Raw genomic sequence first — 15,133 nt, 5'->3', positions numbered from 1 at the left:
GAGTAGGCGCTTGTGAAGACGTGCACAAATCGCGATCTTGTCGCTGCGCGGCGCGACCCCACCAGCACCTCCGTCCCACAAGATCGATTCAGCGGCGTCCACCCCGCACCGCCAGGCCAATTATTGCTCATTCCCGACTTCTCTGACTAATCCCGCGCCCATGCCGGACAGACGCGCCGGGACAGGTAGGGACAGCACTACGGGGGAGAGGCAGGGCTTCGGGATGGGGTGGCGGACCCGGGCTACCTAGCCTTTGGGGCATGACCGCCGTTGCCGCCACCAGCGACCAGCCGACACTGGCACCGAGCATCCCCCGCCAGCTCTTCGTCGACTCCGGGTACGTGCTGCTCGGCCTACCCCTGGCCCTGACCAGCTTCGTCGTCCTCGTCGTGGGCCTCGCGGTCGGCGTCGGGCTGGTGGTCACGGTCATCGGCCTGCCGATCATCAGCGGCACCCTGTACGCCGCCCGCGGGCTGGCCGACATCGAGCGGCTGCGGCTGCCTGCGGTACTCCGTCAGCCCCGGATCAGGCCGCACTACCGGCTGCCGGAGGCGGGGGCGAACACCTGGCGGCGGATCTTCGTGCCGATGCGGGACGCCCAGTCCTGGCTCGACGTGGCACACGGCGTGCTGCGTCTGATCGTGTCGGTCATCACGTTCGTGGTGACGCTGGCCTGGTGGGCCGCCGCGGTCACCGGCTCGCTCTACTGGGCGTACGACTGGACGCTGCCGCGCCGCGAGGGCGACAGCGACCTCGCCCAACTGCTCGGCCTGGGCGACTCGACCACCGCGCGGATCGGGCTGACCACCGCGATCGGTGTGTTCTTCCTGATCACCCTGCCGATCGTGGTCCGGGGCTGCGCGCTGCTCCAGGCGAGCTTCGCCCGGGCGCTGCTGACCGGGGTGGCCGAGATGCGGGACCGGATCACCGTGCTGGAGGAGCAGAAGCGTGCCGCCGTCTCCGCCGAGGCGTCCGCGCTGCGCCGGCTGGAACGCGACATTCACGACGGCCCCCAGCAGCGCCTGGTCCGGCTGGCGATGGACCTCAGCCGGGCCCGGCAGCAGCTCGCCTCCGACCCGGAGGCGGCCGGCCGGACCATCGACGAGGCCGTCACACAGACCCGGGACACGTTGGCCGAGCTGCGGGCGCTGTCCCGGGGCATCGCCCCACCGATCCTGGTCGACCGGGGCCTGCCCAGCGCCCTCGCCGCGCTCGCCGGCCGGGGGCTGATCCCGATCGAGCTCCAGGTGGACCCGCAGCTCGGCACACCTGGCGGGCGGCTCGACCCGGCGGTGGAGAACACCGCGTACTTCATGGTGGCCGAGGCGTTGACCAATGTCGCCAAGCACAGCCGGGCCACCGAAGCCACCGTCGCGCTGACCCGGCAGGGCAGCCATCTCCTGGTGCGGGTGGGCGACGACGGGCAGGGCGGTGCGCACCTGGCCAAGGGGCACGGGCTGGTCGGCATCGCCGACCGGGTGCGGGCCGCCGGCGGCGAACTGGCCGTCGTCAGCCCGGCCGGCGGGCCCACCGAGATCCGTGCGGAGCTTCCGCTGTGAGCCGGCGGGCACCGCGTCGAGCCCTCCTGGCGGGCCGGACGTGGTAGACAACACAGCCATGCGCATCGTGATCGCCGACGACGCCGTCCTGCTCCGCGAGGGGCTGGTGCGGCTGCTGACCGAGAGCGGTCACCAGGTGGTGGCCGCCGTCGGGGACGGCGACGCGCTGGTCGAGGCGGTGGTGGAGCACCGGCCGGACGTGTCGATCGTCGACGTCCGGATGCCCCCGTCGCACACCGACGAGGGGCTGCGCGCGGCGGTGGAGGCCCGCCGGCTGGTGCCGCGTACCCCGATCCTGGTGTTGTCCCAGTACGTCGAGGTCTCGTACGCCGACGACCTGCTGGCCACCACCGGCGGCGCGGGCGGCGGGATCGGCTATCTGCTCAAGGACCGGGTGGCCGCGATCGACGAGTTCCTGGACGCGCTGCGCCGGGTGGCGGCCGGCGGCACAGTGCTCGACCCGGAGGTGGTCGGTCAGCTCTTCGCCCGACGCCGTCGGGACGACCCGCTGCGCGAGCTGACCCCGCGCGAGCGCGAGGTGCTCGCCCTGATGGCCGAGGGGCGCTCCAACACCGCCATCGCCCGCGCGCTGGTGGTCAGCGACGGCGCGGTGGAGAAGCACGTGCGCAACATCTTCACCAAGCTCACCCTGCCGCCGGACACCGAGCAGCACCGGCGGGTGCTGGCCGTCCTCACCTACCTGCGGAACTGACCTCCTGGGCCAGGGCCACGGCGTCGGTGAGGGTGTCGGCGACCGGGTGACCGGAGGCCCGCAGCCGGGCCGGGTCGGTGAACCCGCCGGTGTAGAGCACCGCCCGACCACCCACCGCGAGCGCCGCGTCCGCGTCGTCGATGGAGTCGCCGATCAGCATCACCGACGCGCCGTCCACGCCCAGCTCGGCCAGGTGCCGCTCGAGCGACTCGGCCTTGCGGTCGCCGCCGACAGTGGCCCGCAGCCCGTCCACCCGGGTGAAGTGACCGGTCAACCCGTAGGTGTGCACGGTGGGCACCAGCTCCTCGTGGAACCACATGGAGAGCAGGCTCTGGCTGCCCGGCCAGGCGGCCATCGCGGTCCGCGCGTCGGCGGCCAGCTCGCAGGTGGTCAACCCGCTGCGGTACGCGTCGTGGAAGATCCGGTCCAGCCGGCCGAACTCGTCGTCGTCCACGGCCTGGCCGAGCACCTCGGCGTAGTACTCGGCGATCGGCCGACGGAACCGCACCCGGTGCTCGTCGGAGGTGACCACCGGCCCGCCCACGCTGGCGAACGCCACGTTGGTGGCCGCGACCACCAGGCTGAGGTCGTTGAGCAGGGTGCCGTTCCAGTCCCACACCAGGTGGGGGCGTGCAGGGGTCATCAGAGCACCATAGGCACCGCTCAGAGCTGCGGCGTGGTCAGGTCCCGCAGCAGCCGTTCCTCCTCCACCCGCCAGTAGCCGTGCTCCTTGCCGTCGAGCATCACCACCGGCAGCCGGTCCCCGTACTCCCGCTCCAGCTCCTCGTCCCCGGTGACGTCCCACTCGACCCACTTGTCCCCGGTGACCGCCACCACCCGGTCGAGCGCCGCCTTGGCGTCGTCGCACAGATGGCAGCCGGGACGGGTGATGAGGGCGAGCCGGGCGTCAGTGGACATCGGTTACCTCCGTGCGGGTGTCAGCGTTCGCCGGCGGGTCGGCCGGCGTCGCCGACCGGAGCTGGGCCTTGCGTACCTTGCCGATCGCCGAGTGCGGCAGGGCGTCGACGAACTCGACAGCGGTCGGGCACTTGAACCGGGCCAGGTTCCGCGCGCAGTGGGCGAGCAGTTCCTCGCCGGTCACCTGCCGCCCCGGCGCCGGCACCACGTACGCCCGGACAGTCTCGCCGGTCCGGGGATGCGGCACACCCAGTACGGCGGACTCGGCCACCCCGGGGTGCCCGGCGAGCACCAGCTCGACCTCGTGCGGATAGACGTTGAACCCGTTGACCAGGATCAGCTCGCCGAGCCGGTCGACCAGGAAGAGGTCGCCGTCCTCGTCGGCGTACGCGACGTCGCCGGTCCCCCACCACCCGTCGGCGTCCGGGCCGTCCCGGCCGTCCGGCCAGTAGCCGGTGAAGAGGTTGGGGCCGCGCACCACGATCTGCCCCGGGTCGGTGCCCGGCGCCGCGTCGGAGATGTCCAGCTCGTCCGGATCCTCGTCGGGGGTGGGCAGGCCGTCGCGCCAGAGGTCCGTGCCGTCCGCGCCGACCAGGCGCAACCGGACACCGGGCAGCGGCCGACCGATCGAGCCGGCCTTGGCCACCCCGCCGACCAGGGTGGAGGTGAGCACCGGCGCGGTCTCGGTGAGGCCGTACCCGATGTGCACCGGATGACCGGTGGCCTCGGTGAAGCGCGCCGCGACCGCCGGCTCGAGCGGCGCCGCGCCGCAGACCGCCACCCGGACGGAGGCGGTCGCCGCGCGGACCTCCGCCGCGCCGGCCCAGGCCAGGAACATCGACGGTACGCCGACCAGCACGCTGACCCGGTGCCGGGCGATCTCGTCGAGCCCCGCCGCGGGCCCCGGCTCGTCGAGCAGCACGCCGGTGGCGCCATGGTGGACGACCGCGCCGAGCCCCGAGTTGAGCCCGTACGCGTGGAACAGCGGCAGGGCCAGGAGCACGGTGTCCTCCGGACCGACCACCTGCGGCTCGATCCGGCCCACCTGCTCGTGGTTGGCCAGCAGCGCGCGGTGCGAGAGCATCGCGCCCTTGGGCCGGCCCTCGGTGCCGGAGGTGTAGAGCAGTACGGCCAGGTCGGCACCGCCCCGGCGTGGGCGTGCCGGCGGCTCCGGTACGTCGTCGACCGAGTGGGGCGGCGTGCCGTGCACGGCGGTGAGCGCGGGCAGCTCGGCGGCCACCTCGGCGACCAGGCCCCGGACCCGCTCGGTGCCGATCAGCACCGACGCGCCGGAGTCGGCCAGCACGTGCCGCAGCTCCGGGGCGGTGAAGCCGGGGTTGACCGGCACCGCGACCAGCCCGGCGCGCAGCGCGCCGAGCCAGCTGACGACGAAGTCCAGGGTGTTGGGCAGCGCGATCGCGACGCGTGGTGGCGTACCGCCCGGGTCGGTGGGCGGTGCGGTGGCGGTCAGCGCGTGCGCTGTGGAGTCCACCGCGGCGTCCAGTTCGGACCAGCTGAGCGTCCGGTCACGCCAGTGCAGCGCGGCACGGTCGCCGTGGTCAAGAGCCGCCCGGTGGACCCGGTCGGCGAGGTTCGGCGCGGGGTTTGCCGATGCGTCCTGCACGGTGATCGAGTCTGGCACAGCGGGCGGCGCCAGGCCACGCCCCGGCGCCCGGACCGGGGGGCGGTGTCAGTCCCGCCCACGGGACCGACCTTTGTGCCACCGACGATCCGATCAGGTCCTGTCGATGGGACGGGTGACGCCATTCACCGGCGTTCGGACGGGCCCACACCGACCACCCGACGGGGCGGGCCAGCCGAACGGCCAATGCGCCCTCGACCAGGGAATCCATCCTGGATCGCCGCGCCGCTCGAAAGTCAAACGCACACGACGGACAACGGGTCCGCCGACGGCGCGATTGAGCGGGAAATACTTCCGCCCTGTGTAACGGACTTGCCACGCGCGGGTGACGTTGGCCCTATCATCACTCGGGTCGGCTCACCCCATTTGCCGTGAGTCGACACCCCTCAGCCCGAGGAGGCCCCCGTGCCTGTGAGCGCATTGGACCAGCACCTCAAGGGGAACTGCCGCCCGTCGGCACACCCCGGAACCGTCCTGCCCGACCGGAAGCCCGGTCGGTCCGCACCGACGACCCGCAGACCGGCCCGCCCGGCGACCGACGGGACGGGGGCGACGCGGTGACCACCTTCGGTTACGCGGAGCGCCCGGTCGGCCTGACCGGTCAGACGACCCGTGCCCAGGTCAACGAGCGGCCGGCGGCCCGCGCCCCGATGGACGAGCCGCACAGCACCGCCGTGCGGGGCGACGGGACAGCCAAGCGGATTCGCAACAGGCCACACCACAATGAGCCGCCACCACGACCGGGGGTGCCCGGCGGGAACGCGAAGCCGGCCGGGGGCCGGGTCGCCGTGCCGGCCCGGCCGACCATGCCGGTCCAGGGACGACGGGTCAGCGACACGCCGGCGACGACCACCGACCCGTCCGCGGGCGAGACGGCGGTGATCCCGGCGGTGCCGGCCACCACCACCCCGACCGGCTTTCCGAGCCGACCGGATCCGTCCGACCCGGCCACCGAGGTCTGGACGCTGATCGAGCGGGCCCAGGCCGGCGAGTCCGAGGCGTTCGGCCTGATCTACGACCGGTACGTGGACACCGTGTTCCGGTTCGTCTACTTCCGGGTCGGCAACCGGCAGCTCGCCGAGGATCTCACCTCGGACACCTTCCTCCGCGCGCTCAAGCGGATCAGCAGCTTCACCTGGCAGGGCCGCGACCTCGGCGCCTGGCTGGTGACCATCGCCCGCAACCTGGTCGCGGACCACTTCAAGTCCGGCCGGTACCGGCTGGAGGTCACCACCGGCGACGTCCTCGACGCCGACCGGGAGGACCGGGGCCCGGAGGGCAGCCCGGAGGCGGCGGTGGTCGAGCACATCACCAACGTCGCCCTGCTCACCGCCGTGAAGCAGCTCAATCCGGAGCAGCAGGAGTGCATCGTGCTCCGATTCCTCCAGGGCTTCTCGGTCGCCGAGACGGCCCGGGCGATGGGCAAGAACGAGGGCGCCATCAAGGCCCTCCAGTACCGGGCGGTCCGCGCGCTGGCCCGACTCCTGCCCGACGGCTTCCAGCCGTAGTTTCTTTCGGCGGGACCGATGGGCGTCGATCGACGTCCGGGCAGCTCAGTCGGTCCCGCCTGGTGACGACGATCACTTTCTGTGATTTCCGCCCCGCCAGGCCCGTAACCCGTGCCCGGTCCACGGCGTTTCTCCGGGTGCGACCGGTGGTTGCCCCGGCAGGCCCGGGTCACCGAGGTCCGACCGGCATGCCGGACGGGGCCTCACCTCCGTGGTGTCACACTGCCGCCCGGTCGCTGGCAACGACGGCGGCCGACCGGCCGTGACCAGCGAGAGGAGGTGCCTGCGGTGGACGACATCCTCTTCTCCCGCCGGCGCGCCGAGCGCTTCGCGCAGCTTCTCGACGAGGCCAACGGCGGCCGGCGGCACCACGTCCGGTCCCGGGCGGATGGCCAGCTCGCCCCACTCGTCGCAGTGGGCCAGCGACTCAGCGTCGATCCACCGGCGGTCGAGGTGGACCCCGACTTCCGCACCGGCCTGCGGGCGATGCTGCTCGCCACCGCCGTGCGGGAAGGGCTGGGCGCTACCCCACCGGCCGGGGAACCGGCCACCACGCGTCCCGCCAGCACCACCCGCGCCTCGCTGCTTCCGGCGGTCACCGCCCGCCGGGCCCGCGCCCGGGGCGCGATCCTGATCGGCATCGCGGCCGGCGCCATCGCCGTCTCCGGCATCTCCGCGGCCAGCGAGAACGCCGTCCCCGGCGACGCGCTGTACGGGATGAAGCGCTCGACCGAGCGGGCCCAGTTGGCCCTGGCCAGCTCCGACATCAGCCGCGGTCAGCTCTTCCTGGACTTCGCCCGCACCCGACTCGGCGAGGCCGCCGAGCTGCGCGGTGACCGGATCGGCTACAGCGCGGTCCTCGACGACATGGACGCCGACACCCGGCAGGGTGTGCGCCTGCTCACCGCCGCCGCCGTGCAGCGGGCCGAGCCGGCCAGCCTGGACACCGTAAACACCTTCGTCGCTGGCCAGCGCCGAGCGGTGGGCAACCTGCTCGACGGGGCCACCCGGGCCGACCGGGAGCGCACCCGGCGTTCGCTGGTGCTGCTGGACAGCATCCGGGAGCGCTCGGACGCGCTGCGCGCGGCGATCGCCTGCGGCCTGCCGGCGCCGGCGGCCAGCGACGCCCTGGGCCCCGCGCCGTCCGCCTGCCCCGGCACCCGCTGACCCACCCGGGGCGGTCAGCCGCCCCGGCCACTCCCATACCGCAGGTCCGGCCGGTCGTGCCACAGTTCGCTGTCTGCCCGGCCGACCGACCATGCTGGCCGGCTACCCTCGCTGAAGGCATCCATCGCAGCTGGCGAGGAAGGGAGACGCGTGGCCCGCAGCCGCAAGGTGACGGTCAGCACCGACGTCCATGGTCACACCGCCGGTTGGGCGGAGACCGAGCTGGCTCCGGCGACCGCGCCAGACCCGACCGCAGCGGCGTTCTTCGACGTGGACAACACGATGATGCAGGGCGCGTCGATCTACTGGTTCGCCCGCGGCCTCGCCGCCCGGAACTACTTCACAAGCGCCGACCTTGCCCGGTTCGCCTGGCAGCAGCTCCGGTTCCGGTTGCTGGCCCGGGAGCACGCCGGTGACATGTCCCAGGCCAAGGAGGCCGCGCTCGCCTTCGTCGAGGGCTGGCGGGTGGACGACGTGGAACGCCTCACGGAGGAGATCTTCGACGAGCTGATGGCTCCCCGGATCTGGGCCGGCACCCACCAACTCGCCCAGCGCCACCTGGACGCTGGCCAGCGTGTCTGGCTGGTCAGCGCCGCCCCGGTGGAGATCGGACGGGTGATCGCCACCCGGCTCGGCCTGACCGGCGCCATCGGCACGGTGGCCGAGGTGGTGGACGGGGCGTACACCGGGCGGCTGGTGGGCGACCTCATGCACGGGCCGGCGAAGGCCGAGGCGGTCACCCAGCTCGCCGCAGTGGAGCGACTGGACCTGACCCGCTGCGCGGCCTACAGCGACTCGGCCAACGACCTGCCGCTGCTCTCCGCCGTGGGGCGGGCGGTAGCGGTCAATCCGGACGGCACCCTGCTGCGGCAGGCGCGGCAGCGCGGCTGGGAGGTGCGGGACTTCCGCACCGGCCGCCGTGCCGTCAAGATCGCCGTACCGTCGACCGCGGCGGCCGGTCTGGTCGCCGGCGTGGTCGCCGGCGGCCTGGCGTTGCAGCGCCGCCGCCGCAGCGGCTGACCCGACCCGCTCAGGGGCCGAACGGGTCCGGTCGCCGCTCCAGCAGCGTGTGCAGGGTCTGCTGGATGGTCTCCCGCACCTGGTCGGCGAGGTTGAAGACCACAAGCGGATCGTCCGCCGAGTCGGTCAGGTGCGCGGTCGGGATCGGTGGGCAGAACTGGATCAGCCACTTGCTGGGCAGCGGCACCATGCCCAGCGGCCCGAGCCACGGGAAGGTCGGCGTGACCGGGAAGTACGGCAGCTTGAGAAGCCGCGCGAGAGGCTTGATGTCGGCGAGCATCGGATAGATCTCCTCGCCGCCGACGATGGCGACCGGCACGATCGGGGTGCCGGTGCGCAGCGCCGCCGAGACGAAGCCGCCCCGGCCGAACCGTTGCAGCTTGTACCGGTCGGCGTAGAGCTTGCCGACGCCCTTGAAGCCCTCGGGGAAGACACCGACCAGGTCGCCGCCGCGGAGCAGCCGCTCGGCGTCCGGGTTGCAGGCCACCGTGCCACCGGTCTTGCGGGCGATCTCCGACACCACCGGCATTCGGAAGACCAGGTCCGCGCCGAGCAGGCGCAGGTAGCGACGAGCCGGGTGCTTGTCGTGCAGCGCCGCCGAGAGGATCAACGCGTCCAGCGCCACAGTGCCCGAGTGGTTGCCGACCACCAGGGCGGGCCCGTCGACGGGCACGTGCTCCACCCCGCTGACCTCGGTGCGGAACCAGTCCCGGTAGAGCAGCCGCAGCAGCGGGTGGAAGACCGCGTCGGTCAGCTCCGGATCGAAGCCGAACTCGTCGACCTCGTAGTCGCCGGAGAGCCGTCGGCGCAGGAACGAGAGGCCGTTCGCGACCTTCCGGTCCCAGTGGTCACCCGGCCGATCCGGAACGGCCGGCTCGGTGCCACCCGGCGCGCCGTCGGTGGCCGGACCCGCCGGTTCGTCGGTGGCCGGGCCGCCGGCCGGCTCGTCGGTGGCCGCGGTGTCGACCTCGTCAGCCGCCGCCGGGGTCGGCGCAAACGGGGCCGTCGGTCGGTGTCCGTTGCGCCGCGCCGGCTCCACGGCTGGCGCGACCGGCCCCTGCGGTACGTCGAACCGCCCGATGCCCGCCGGGTCACGCCCCTCCCCCGCCCCGGTCACGACCGCTCCCGAATCGCCGAGCGGACCTGCCGGATGCCGTCCAGGACGAGCTGCTCGGCGGCGGCCAGGTGATCCCGGGTGACCACGACGCCTCCGTGGTGGGCGCGGATGAAGTCGTCGAAGGCCGCGGCGGTGGAGCGCGGCGTGAAGCCGTACTCGCGCTCCAGCCGGGTGGTGTCGACCACCCGGCCGTGCACGAAGAGGTCGACCTGGTCCAGGCCGTAGCGGCCGAAGCCCATGCTGCGGGCCAGCGCGGCCGCACCGGAGAGGCCCGGCTCCAGCACCGGGACGGCCACACGACCGGCCCGCCGGATCGCCTGGGACAGGGAGAGCACCCCCGGCCCGGCGACGTTGTAGGTGCCGGGGTGATCCTCCACGATCGACCGGTGCAGCACCTCCAACGCGTCGTCGAAGTGCAGGAACTGCAGGCGGGGATCGCGGCCGAAGACAGTGGGCACCAGCGGCTGGGCGAAGTAGCGGGTCAACGTCGTGTCGGCGGTCGAGCCGATGAACGGCGCGAAGCGCAGCACCGTCGCGGTGACGTCGGACCGGCGACGCCGGAAGCCGCGGACGTACCCCTCGACGTCGAGGATGTCGCGGCCGAACCCGCCGCGCGGCACCTCGCGCGGCTCGGTCTCCTCGGTGAACACCGCCGGGTCCCGGAACGACACGCCGTACGCGGCGGTCGACGAGCGGACCACCAGCTTGCGCAGCCGGGGTGCCCGTTGGCAGGCGGCGAGCAGTTGCATGGTGCCGATGACGTTCTGGTCCTTCATGGCCGACCGGCCGCCGTGCTGCGGGTCGGCGGCGCTGACCAGCGCGAGGTGCACCACCGCGTCGACGTCCAGGTCGGCGAGGAGCCCGCCGAGCGAGCCGGCGTCGACGCGGATCCGTTCGACGCGGTCCAGCAGATCGGTGAACTCGGCGCCGGGTTCGGGCGCGTCCACCCCGATGACCCGCTCGATGCGCGGGTCGGCGGCCAGCCGGGCCGCCACGTGGGCGCCCAGGTAGCGGCCGACCCCGGTGACGACGACGACCCCCGGAGCACCTGAGGTGCTACCGGGGGTCATCTGACACACCTACCCCGGCAGGAGTGATCGAGCCGGGACGACCACGGCCTGATCACCTGAGCCTCCGGAGGTCGACAGGTGGCAAGTGATGCCGGATGCCGGGCCGCGAGCCCGGCGGCGATCACTTGCCGAGACGGCGACGCTGGACGCGGGTCTTGCGCAGCAGCTTGCGGTGCTTCTTCTTAGCCATGCGCTTGCGGCGCTTCTTGACCACCGAGCCCATACGACAGCCTTTCGATACAACGTGCGGGGCGGACCGGATGACACCACGCAGGTGGCGACGGCGACCGCTTGCGGACAACGGACCGGACCAGTCTGGGCGGCGGGGCGCACCGGTGGGGTCTCGGTCGGGCTCCAGGGTAGCCGGAGAGCGTCAGCAGGACCAACGCGCCCCCGTCGATGCCGCTTTCCGGGAGTGACCTCGGGGCCCGCCAGGACCCGCTACGTCGCGCTCGGTGAGCGCGACGGTGGCTCAGGCGGTCTCCTGAAAGGCACCCCGGAGATATTCGTGCACCGCGTGCTCAGGCACCCGGAACGAACGGCCCACCCGGACCGCGGTGAGCTCACCGCTGTGCACCAGGCGATAGACCGTCATCTTCGACACCCGCATCACCGTCGCCACCTCGGCAACGGTGAGGAACTTGACCTCCGACAGCCGTCCGTCGGACTGCGACCCGGCCATGGCTCACCGACCCATCCCATGCCCGGCGCGTGCCAACCCGACGGATGCTCCGGGCCGGGCCGGCGACGCGCGTGTTACCAGTACGGTAGCGGGGCGGCTGTGACCGGCGCGATCCCTTCGTACAACTGATCATGTTCTGGTTGCCGGTTCACCCGCTCCACGCTCCCGGTATCTCCCCGCCTGCGTCCGGCGTCCGGTTGCGGGAGCCCGGTGTGGTCGGGGCTCACTCCGCGCGCAGCGCGACCACCGGGTCCAGCCGGCCGGCCCGCTGCGCGGGAACCACCCCGAAGACGATGCCCACCGCCGCCGACACGCCGAACGCGAGCGCCAACGACCACCAGGTGATCGCCGCCGGAATCGGTGACAGCGCGTCCACCAGCAGGGCGGTACCCACGCCCAGGGCCATCCCGGTCACCCCACCGATCGTGGTGAGCAGCACCGCCTCCAACAGGAACTGCACGCCGATGTCACGGGGGCGGGCACCGACGGCCTTGCGCAGCCCGATCTCCCGCGTCCGCTCCCGGACGCTTACCAGCATGATGTTGGAGACGCCGACCCCGCCGACGAGCAGCGAGATGCCGGCGATGGCGGCGAGCACGCCGGTGAGGACGCCGAGGATGTCGCCGAGCACGCCGAGGATCTGCTGCTGGGTGACAGCGCTGAACTCGGTGTCCGGGTGCCGGTGGTTGAGCTCGGCGACGATCCGCTCGCCCAGCTCGTCGATGCGCTCCCGGTCCGGCGCCTTCACCGCGATGCCGTCCACCCGCTGGGTGCCCCAGAGCCGCTGCGCGGCGGTCACCGGCACGTGCACCTCGTCGTCCCGGTCGACGCCGAGGCTCTGCCCGAGCGGCGCGAAGACGCCGATGACCCGGAACCGCACGCCGGCCAGCGTCACCTGCTGCCCGAGCGGGTCCCGGTCGGGGAAGAGGGCGCGGGCCACCGAGTCGCCGAGCACCGCCACCCGCCGGCTGGTGTCCACGTCCGTGCCGGTGAGGTAGCGGCCCCGGGCCAGCGACCGGGTGAACACCTCCGGAGTGGTCTCCAGTACGCCCTGCACCGTGGTGAAGTCGGAGCGGGCACCGGCCCGCGCGGTCGCCCCGGAGGCGATGGTGACCGCCACCCGATCGGGATCGCCGACCACCCGGGTCACCGCGTCCACGTCCTTGAGCGTCAGCGGCGAGACCACCGGCGCGTTCCCCACCTCGATCCGGCCGGGGACGACCAGCAGCAGGTTGGAGCCGAGCCCCTCGACCTGCTGCTCCACCTTCTGTTTGGTGCCGGTGCCGATGGCCACCAGCAGCACCACCGAGGCCACCCCGATGATCACCCCGAGCATGGTCAGCGCGCTGCGCAGCCGGTTGGCCCGTAAGGCGTCCAGCGCCACCCGCCACGCCTCGGCGACCCTCACGACTCGCTCCCGTCGCCGGTCGCCGCGCCGGCGTCACCGGTCCCGCGGCCGTTGGCCGGCGGGTGCGGAAGGCGCCCGGTGGCTCCGGCGGCGCCACCAGAGCCACCGGACGGGTGCCCCGGGCCGCTTCCGGACACGGACCGGGGCTCCGCGCTGGGAGCGGGGACCAGTGTCGCAGGTCGACCATGATCAACGGACAGCGGTCGATCATGCAGGTGGGTGGGGCCGTCGTCGGCCGCGCTGTCCGCCACCACCACGCCGTCGCGCATGGTGATCCGGCGGCGGGCCCGGGCCGCGACCTCCTGGTCGTGCGTGACCATCACCAGCGCCACACCGGACTCGACGTTCAACCGCTCCAGCAGCTCCAGCACCGCGGCGCCCGTGACGCTGTCCAGGTTGCCGGTGGGTTCGTCGGCCAACAGCACCGTCGGCTCGGTGACCAGCGCGCGGGCGATCGCCACCCGCTGCTGCTCACCGCCCGACATCTGGTTGGGCCGGTGGTCCAGCCGATGCCCGAGGCCGACCCGGCCGAGCATCGCCGCGGCCCGCTCCCGACGCTGCCGGGCCGGCACGCCCCGGTAGACCAGCGGCAACGCCACGTTCTCCACCGCCGACGTACGCGGCAGCAGGTGGAACGCCTGGAAGACGAAGCCGATCGTCTCGTTGCGCAGGGTCGCCATCTCCGGCGGAGACAGGGCGCTGACATCCCGACCGCCGATGACCAGCCGGCCGCCGGTGGGTCGGTCGAGCCCGCCGAGGAGGTGCATGAGGGTGGACTTGCCCGACCCGGACGGCCCGACCAACGCCACGTGGTCACCCGGCCGCACGATCAGCGACACCCCGCGCAGCGCCTCGACCGACACCCCGTCCAGCTGGTACGTCCGGGACACGTCCACCGCCTCGATCGCCGGCGGGAAGCCGGTCACCGCACCTCCTGGCCGTCGCGGACCTTGTCGGCGCCGCGGACCACGACCCGGTCGCCGGCCTGCACACCGTCGAGGATCTGCACCAGGTCCGATCCCTGGACGCCGACGGTCACCGGTGCCCGGTCCGCTTTCCCGTCGCGGACGACCCAGACGGCGTCCCGGCCGTCGGCGGAGAAGACCGCCGAGGCGGGGACGGTCACCGCGTCGGCGGCCTCGCGCACCCGCAGGTGGACGATCGCGTTCATGCCCGGGCGCGGCGTCGGGGCCCGCTCGTCCTCAGCCAGCTTCCCGGCGCCCAGCGCCAGGCGTACCCGGTAGGTGACACCGCCCTGGGCGGAGCTGGTGGGGAGCACGTCGACCGACCGGACCGTGGCGTCGTAGCTGGCGCCGGTGACGGCGTCCAGCTCGACCGTCGCAGTCACCCCGGCCCTGACCAGCAGCACGTCGGTCTCGTCCACCTCGGCCAGCAGCCCCAACTGCCCGGTGTCCACCACGGTGAGCACCGGGGTGCCGGCGGTGACCTGACCGCCCACCGCGACCGCGTCATCCACGCCCGCGGGCGGCCCGCCCCGGCCGGGGGCCAGCGCCGAGGGGTCGATCCCGGCCGCCTGGGCGCCACCGGCCTGCTCGAGCAGCCCGGCGAGGCCACCGGTCGGGCCACCGCCGGCCGGGGTGCCGCCCGGCTGCACCACCCCGGCGATCGGGGCGCGCAGGGTCAGCGCGTCGACTGTCGCCTTCGCCAGGTCGTACGCCTGCTGGGCCTGCAGCCGTTGCGCCGCGGAGAGCGCGCCGACGGCCGAGTTCAGCCCGCTGATCCCCCGCTGTACCGCGCGGACGGCCTGGTCGGCGGTGCGCGCGGCCGCGGTGTACTGCCGCTGGGCGGAGGTCACCTGGGTCAGCAGGGCGTCCCGCAACTGCGGGTCGGCGATCTTCTCGGCGGCCTTGCGCGCCGCGTCGAACGCCTCGTCGGCGGCCTTGTCGGTGCCGCGCCGGCTGCCGGTCAGGTCGCCGGCGGAGACGCCCCGGCCGGCTCGCTTCGCGGCGGTGAGCGCCTCCTTCGCCTGACGGAGCCGCTGCCGCGCGGTGGGCGAGTCGACCACGGCGAGCACCTGGCCCCGCTTCACCCGCTGTCCAGGCTCGACACGCAGACTGGCCAGGGTGCCGTCGGCGGGGGCGGTCAGGGTGGCGGCGGCGCGGGCGGTCACCGTCGCCGGCGCGTCGATCACCTCGGTGACCGGGCTGCGAGCGGCCGAGGCGAGCGTGACGGGCGGCTGGTCGTCGCCGCACGAGGCGGCGGTGGTGGCGGTGAGGACGGCGACGGCGGTCAGGGCGGTGAGCAGGCGGGGCCGCGTGACGTGGGTAGGCCGCGGCGACTGGGTGCGGCGCACCCATCGATCGTACGGC

15 protein-coding genes are annotated in these 15,133 nt (G+C 73.5%); 5 read left to right on the top strand and 10 right to left on the bottom strand.

The annotated features are described in order from the left end of the window. Positions 1-260: 260 nt before the first annotated feature. Positions 261-1,559, top strand: coding sequence for a sensor histidine kinase (locus GA0070607_RS15440; RefSeq protein WP_089018838.1), 1,299 nt, complete (start codon positions 261-263; stop codon positions 1,557-1,559). Between the two features lie 58 nt (positions 1,560-1,617). Further along, positions 1,618-2,271, top strand: coding sequence for a response regulator transcription factor (locus GA0070607_RS15435; RefSeq protein WP_074314799.1), 654 nt, complete (start codon positions 1,618-1,620; stop codon positions 2,269-2,271). Here the strand turns inward: GA0070607_RS15435 and GA0070607_RS15430 are convergent. Genes GA0070607_RS15430 through GA0070607_RS15420 form a run of 3 tightly spaced genes read right to left on the bottom strand, consistent with a single transcriptional unit; the run spans position 2,252 to position 4,813 of the window. Beyond that, positions 2,252-2,914 carry an HAD family hydrolase gene (locus GA0070607_RS15430; protein WP_089018837.1) on the bottom strand — a complete coding sequence of 221 codons (663 nt, stop codon included), beginning with the start codon at positions 2,912-2,914 and terminating at the stop codon, positions 2,252-2,254. The two genes, GA0070607_RS15435 and GA0070607_RS15430, sit on opposite strands and share 20 nt — an antisense overlap. 20 nt (positions 2,915-2,934) lie before the next feature. Next, complete coding sequence (locus tag GA0070607_RS15425) at positions 2,935-3,189, bottom strand: glutaredoxin family protein (RefSeq protein ID WP_089018836.1); 255 nt, start codon at positions 3,187-3,189, stop codon at positions 2,935-2,937. Continuing rightward, positions 3,179-4,813 carry an AMP-binding protein gene (locus GA0070607_RS15420; RefSeq protein ID WP_089021875.1) on the bottom strand — a complete coding sequence of 545 codons (1,635 nt, stop codon included), beginning with the start codon at positions 4,811-4,813 and terminating at the stop codon, positions 3,179-3,181. Before GA0070607_RS15420 ends, GA0070607_RS15425 begins: the two co-directional genes overlap by 11 nt. Positions 4,814-5,388: 575 nt before the next feature. On the opposite strand from GA0070607_RS15420, the gene GA0070607_RS15415 reads away from it, so the two are divergent. From GA0070607_RS15415 to GA0070607_RS15405, 3 genes are all read left to right on the top strand, one after another. After that, on the top strand, positions 5,389-6,339 hold the full coding sequence (locus GA0070607_RS15415) for an ECF subfamily RNA polymerase sigma factor, BldN family (RefSeq protein ID WP_089018835.1): 951 nt from the start codon (positions 5,389-5,391) through the stop codon (positions 6,337-6,339). Positions 6,340-6,618: 279 nt separating this feature from the next. Next, complete coding sequence (locus GA0070607_RS15410) at positions 6,619-7,506, top strand: DUF5667 domain-containing protein (RefSeq protein WP_172899042.1); 888 nt, start codon at positions 6,619-6,621, stop codon at positions 7,504-7,506. Between the two features lie 150 nt (positions 7,507-7,656). Next, positions 7,657-8,526 (top strand): HAD family hydrolase, encoded by an 870-nt coding sequence (locus tag GA0070607_RS15405; RefSeq protein WP_089018833.1) that lies wholly within the window; start codon positions 7,657-7,659, stop codon positions 8,524-8,526. A 10-nt stretch (positions 8,527-8,536) separates the two neighbouring features. Here GA0070607_RS15405 and GA0070607_RS15400 read toward each other — a convergent pair whose 3' ends face one another. The 7 genes from GA0070607_RS15400 to GA0070607_RS15370 form a co-directional block, all read right to left on the bottom strand. After that, positions 8,537-9,607 (bottom strand): lysophospholipid acyltransferase family protein, encoded by a 1,071-nt coding sequence (locus GA0070607_RS15400; RefSeq protein ID WP_089021874.1) that lies wholly within the window; start codon positions 9,605-9,607, stop codon positions 8,537-8,539. 32 nt (positions 9,608-9,639) lie between these two features. After that, positions 9,640-10,713: an NAD-dependent epimerase/dehydratase family protein gene (locus tag GA0070607_RS15395; RefSeq protein WP_089018832.1), complete on the bottom strand. Its 1,074-nt coding sequence runs from the start codon at positions 10,711-10,713 to the stop codon at positions 9,640-9,642. 121 nt (positions 10,714-10,834) lie between these two features. Further along, positions 10,835-10,936 carry a 30S ribosomal protein bS22 gene (locus GA0070607_RS15390; RefSeq protein ID WP_007465623.1) on the bottom strand — a complete coding sequence of 34 codons (102 nt, stop codon included), beginning with the start codon at positions 10,934-10,936 and terminating at the stop codon, positions 10,835-10,837. A 249-nt stretch (positions 10,937-11,185) separates the two neighbouring features. Beyond that, positions 11,186-11,395 (bottom strand): helix-turn-helix domain-containing protein, encoded by a 210-nt coding sequence (locus GA0070607_RS15385; protein ID WP_007465625.1) that lies wholly within the window; start codon positions 11,393-11,395, stop codon positions 11,186-11,188. 223 nt (positions 11,396-11,618) lie between these two features. Beyond that, positions 11,619-12,803, bottom strand: coding sequence for an ABC transporter permease (locus GA0070607_RS15380; RefSeq protein WP_089018831.1), 1,185 nt, complete (start codon positions 12,801-12,803; stop codon positions 11,619-11,621). Further along, positions 12,800-13,729 (bottom strand): ABC transporter ATP-binding protein, encoded by a 930-nt coding sequence (locus tag GA0070607_RS15375; RefSeq protein ID WP_089018830.1) that lies wholly within the window; start codon positions 13,727-13,729, stop codon positions 12,800-12,802. Before GA0070607_RS15375 ends, GA0070607_RS15380 begins: the two co-directional genes overlap by 4 nt. Then, on the bottom strand, positions 13,726-15,117 hold the full coding sequence (locus tag GA0070607_RS15370) for an efflux RND transporter periplasmic adaptor subunit (protein ID WP_089021873.1): 1,392 nt from the start codon (positions 15,115-15,117) through the stop codon (positions 13,726-13,728). The genes GA0070607_RS15375 and GA0070607_RS15370 overlap by 4 nt, the downstream gene beginning before the upstream one ends. Positions 15,118-15,133 lie beyond the last annotated feature (16 nt).

It is taken from the genome of Micromonospora coriariae (assembly GCF_900091455.1).
GTDB lineage: Bacteria > Actinomycetota > Actinomycetes > Mycobacteriales > Micromonosporaceae > Micromonospora > Micromonospora coriariae.
The sequence above is the reverse complement of the archived record's forward strand: the minus strand, read 5'-3'. Positions and strand labels throughout refer to the sequence as shown.

What these genes read in the sequence shown, in the direction of transcription:
- GA0070607_RS15435 (WP_074314799.1), top strand. Translation starts at nt 1,618, where the DNA reads ATGCGCATCGTGATCGCCGACGACGCCGTCCTGCTCCGCGAGGGGCTG.
- GA0070607_RS15395 (WP_089018832.1), bottom strand. Translation starts at nt 10,713, where the DNA reads ATGACCCCCGGTAGCACCTCAGGTGCTCCGGGGGTCGTCGTCGTCACC.
- GA0070607_RS15440 (WP_089018838.1), top strand. Translation starts at nt 261, where the DNA reads ATGACCGCCGTTGCCGCCACCAGCGACCAGCCGACACTGGCACCGAGC.
- GA0070607_RS15390 (WP_007465623.1), bottom strand. Translation starts at nt 10,936, where the DNA reads ATGGGCTCGGTGGTCAAGAAGCGCCGCAAGCGCATGGCTAAGAAGAAG.
- GA0070607_RS15385 (WP_007465625.1), bottom strand. Translation starts at nt 11,395, where the DNA reads ATGGCCGGGTCGCAGTCCGACGGACGGCTGTCGGAGGTCAAGTTCCTC.
- GA0070607_RS15430 (WP_089018837.1), bottom strand. Translation starts at nt 2,914, where the DNA reads ATGACCCCTGCACGCCCCCACCTGGTGTGGGACTGGAACGGCACCCTG.
- GA0070607_RS15425 (WP_089018836.1), bottom strand. Translation starts at nt 3,189, where the DNA reads ATGTCCACTGACGCCCGGCTCGCCCTCATCACCCGTCCCGGCTGCCAT.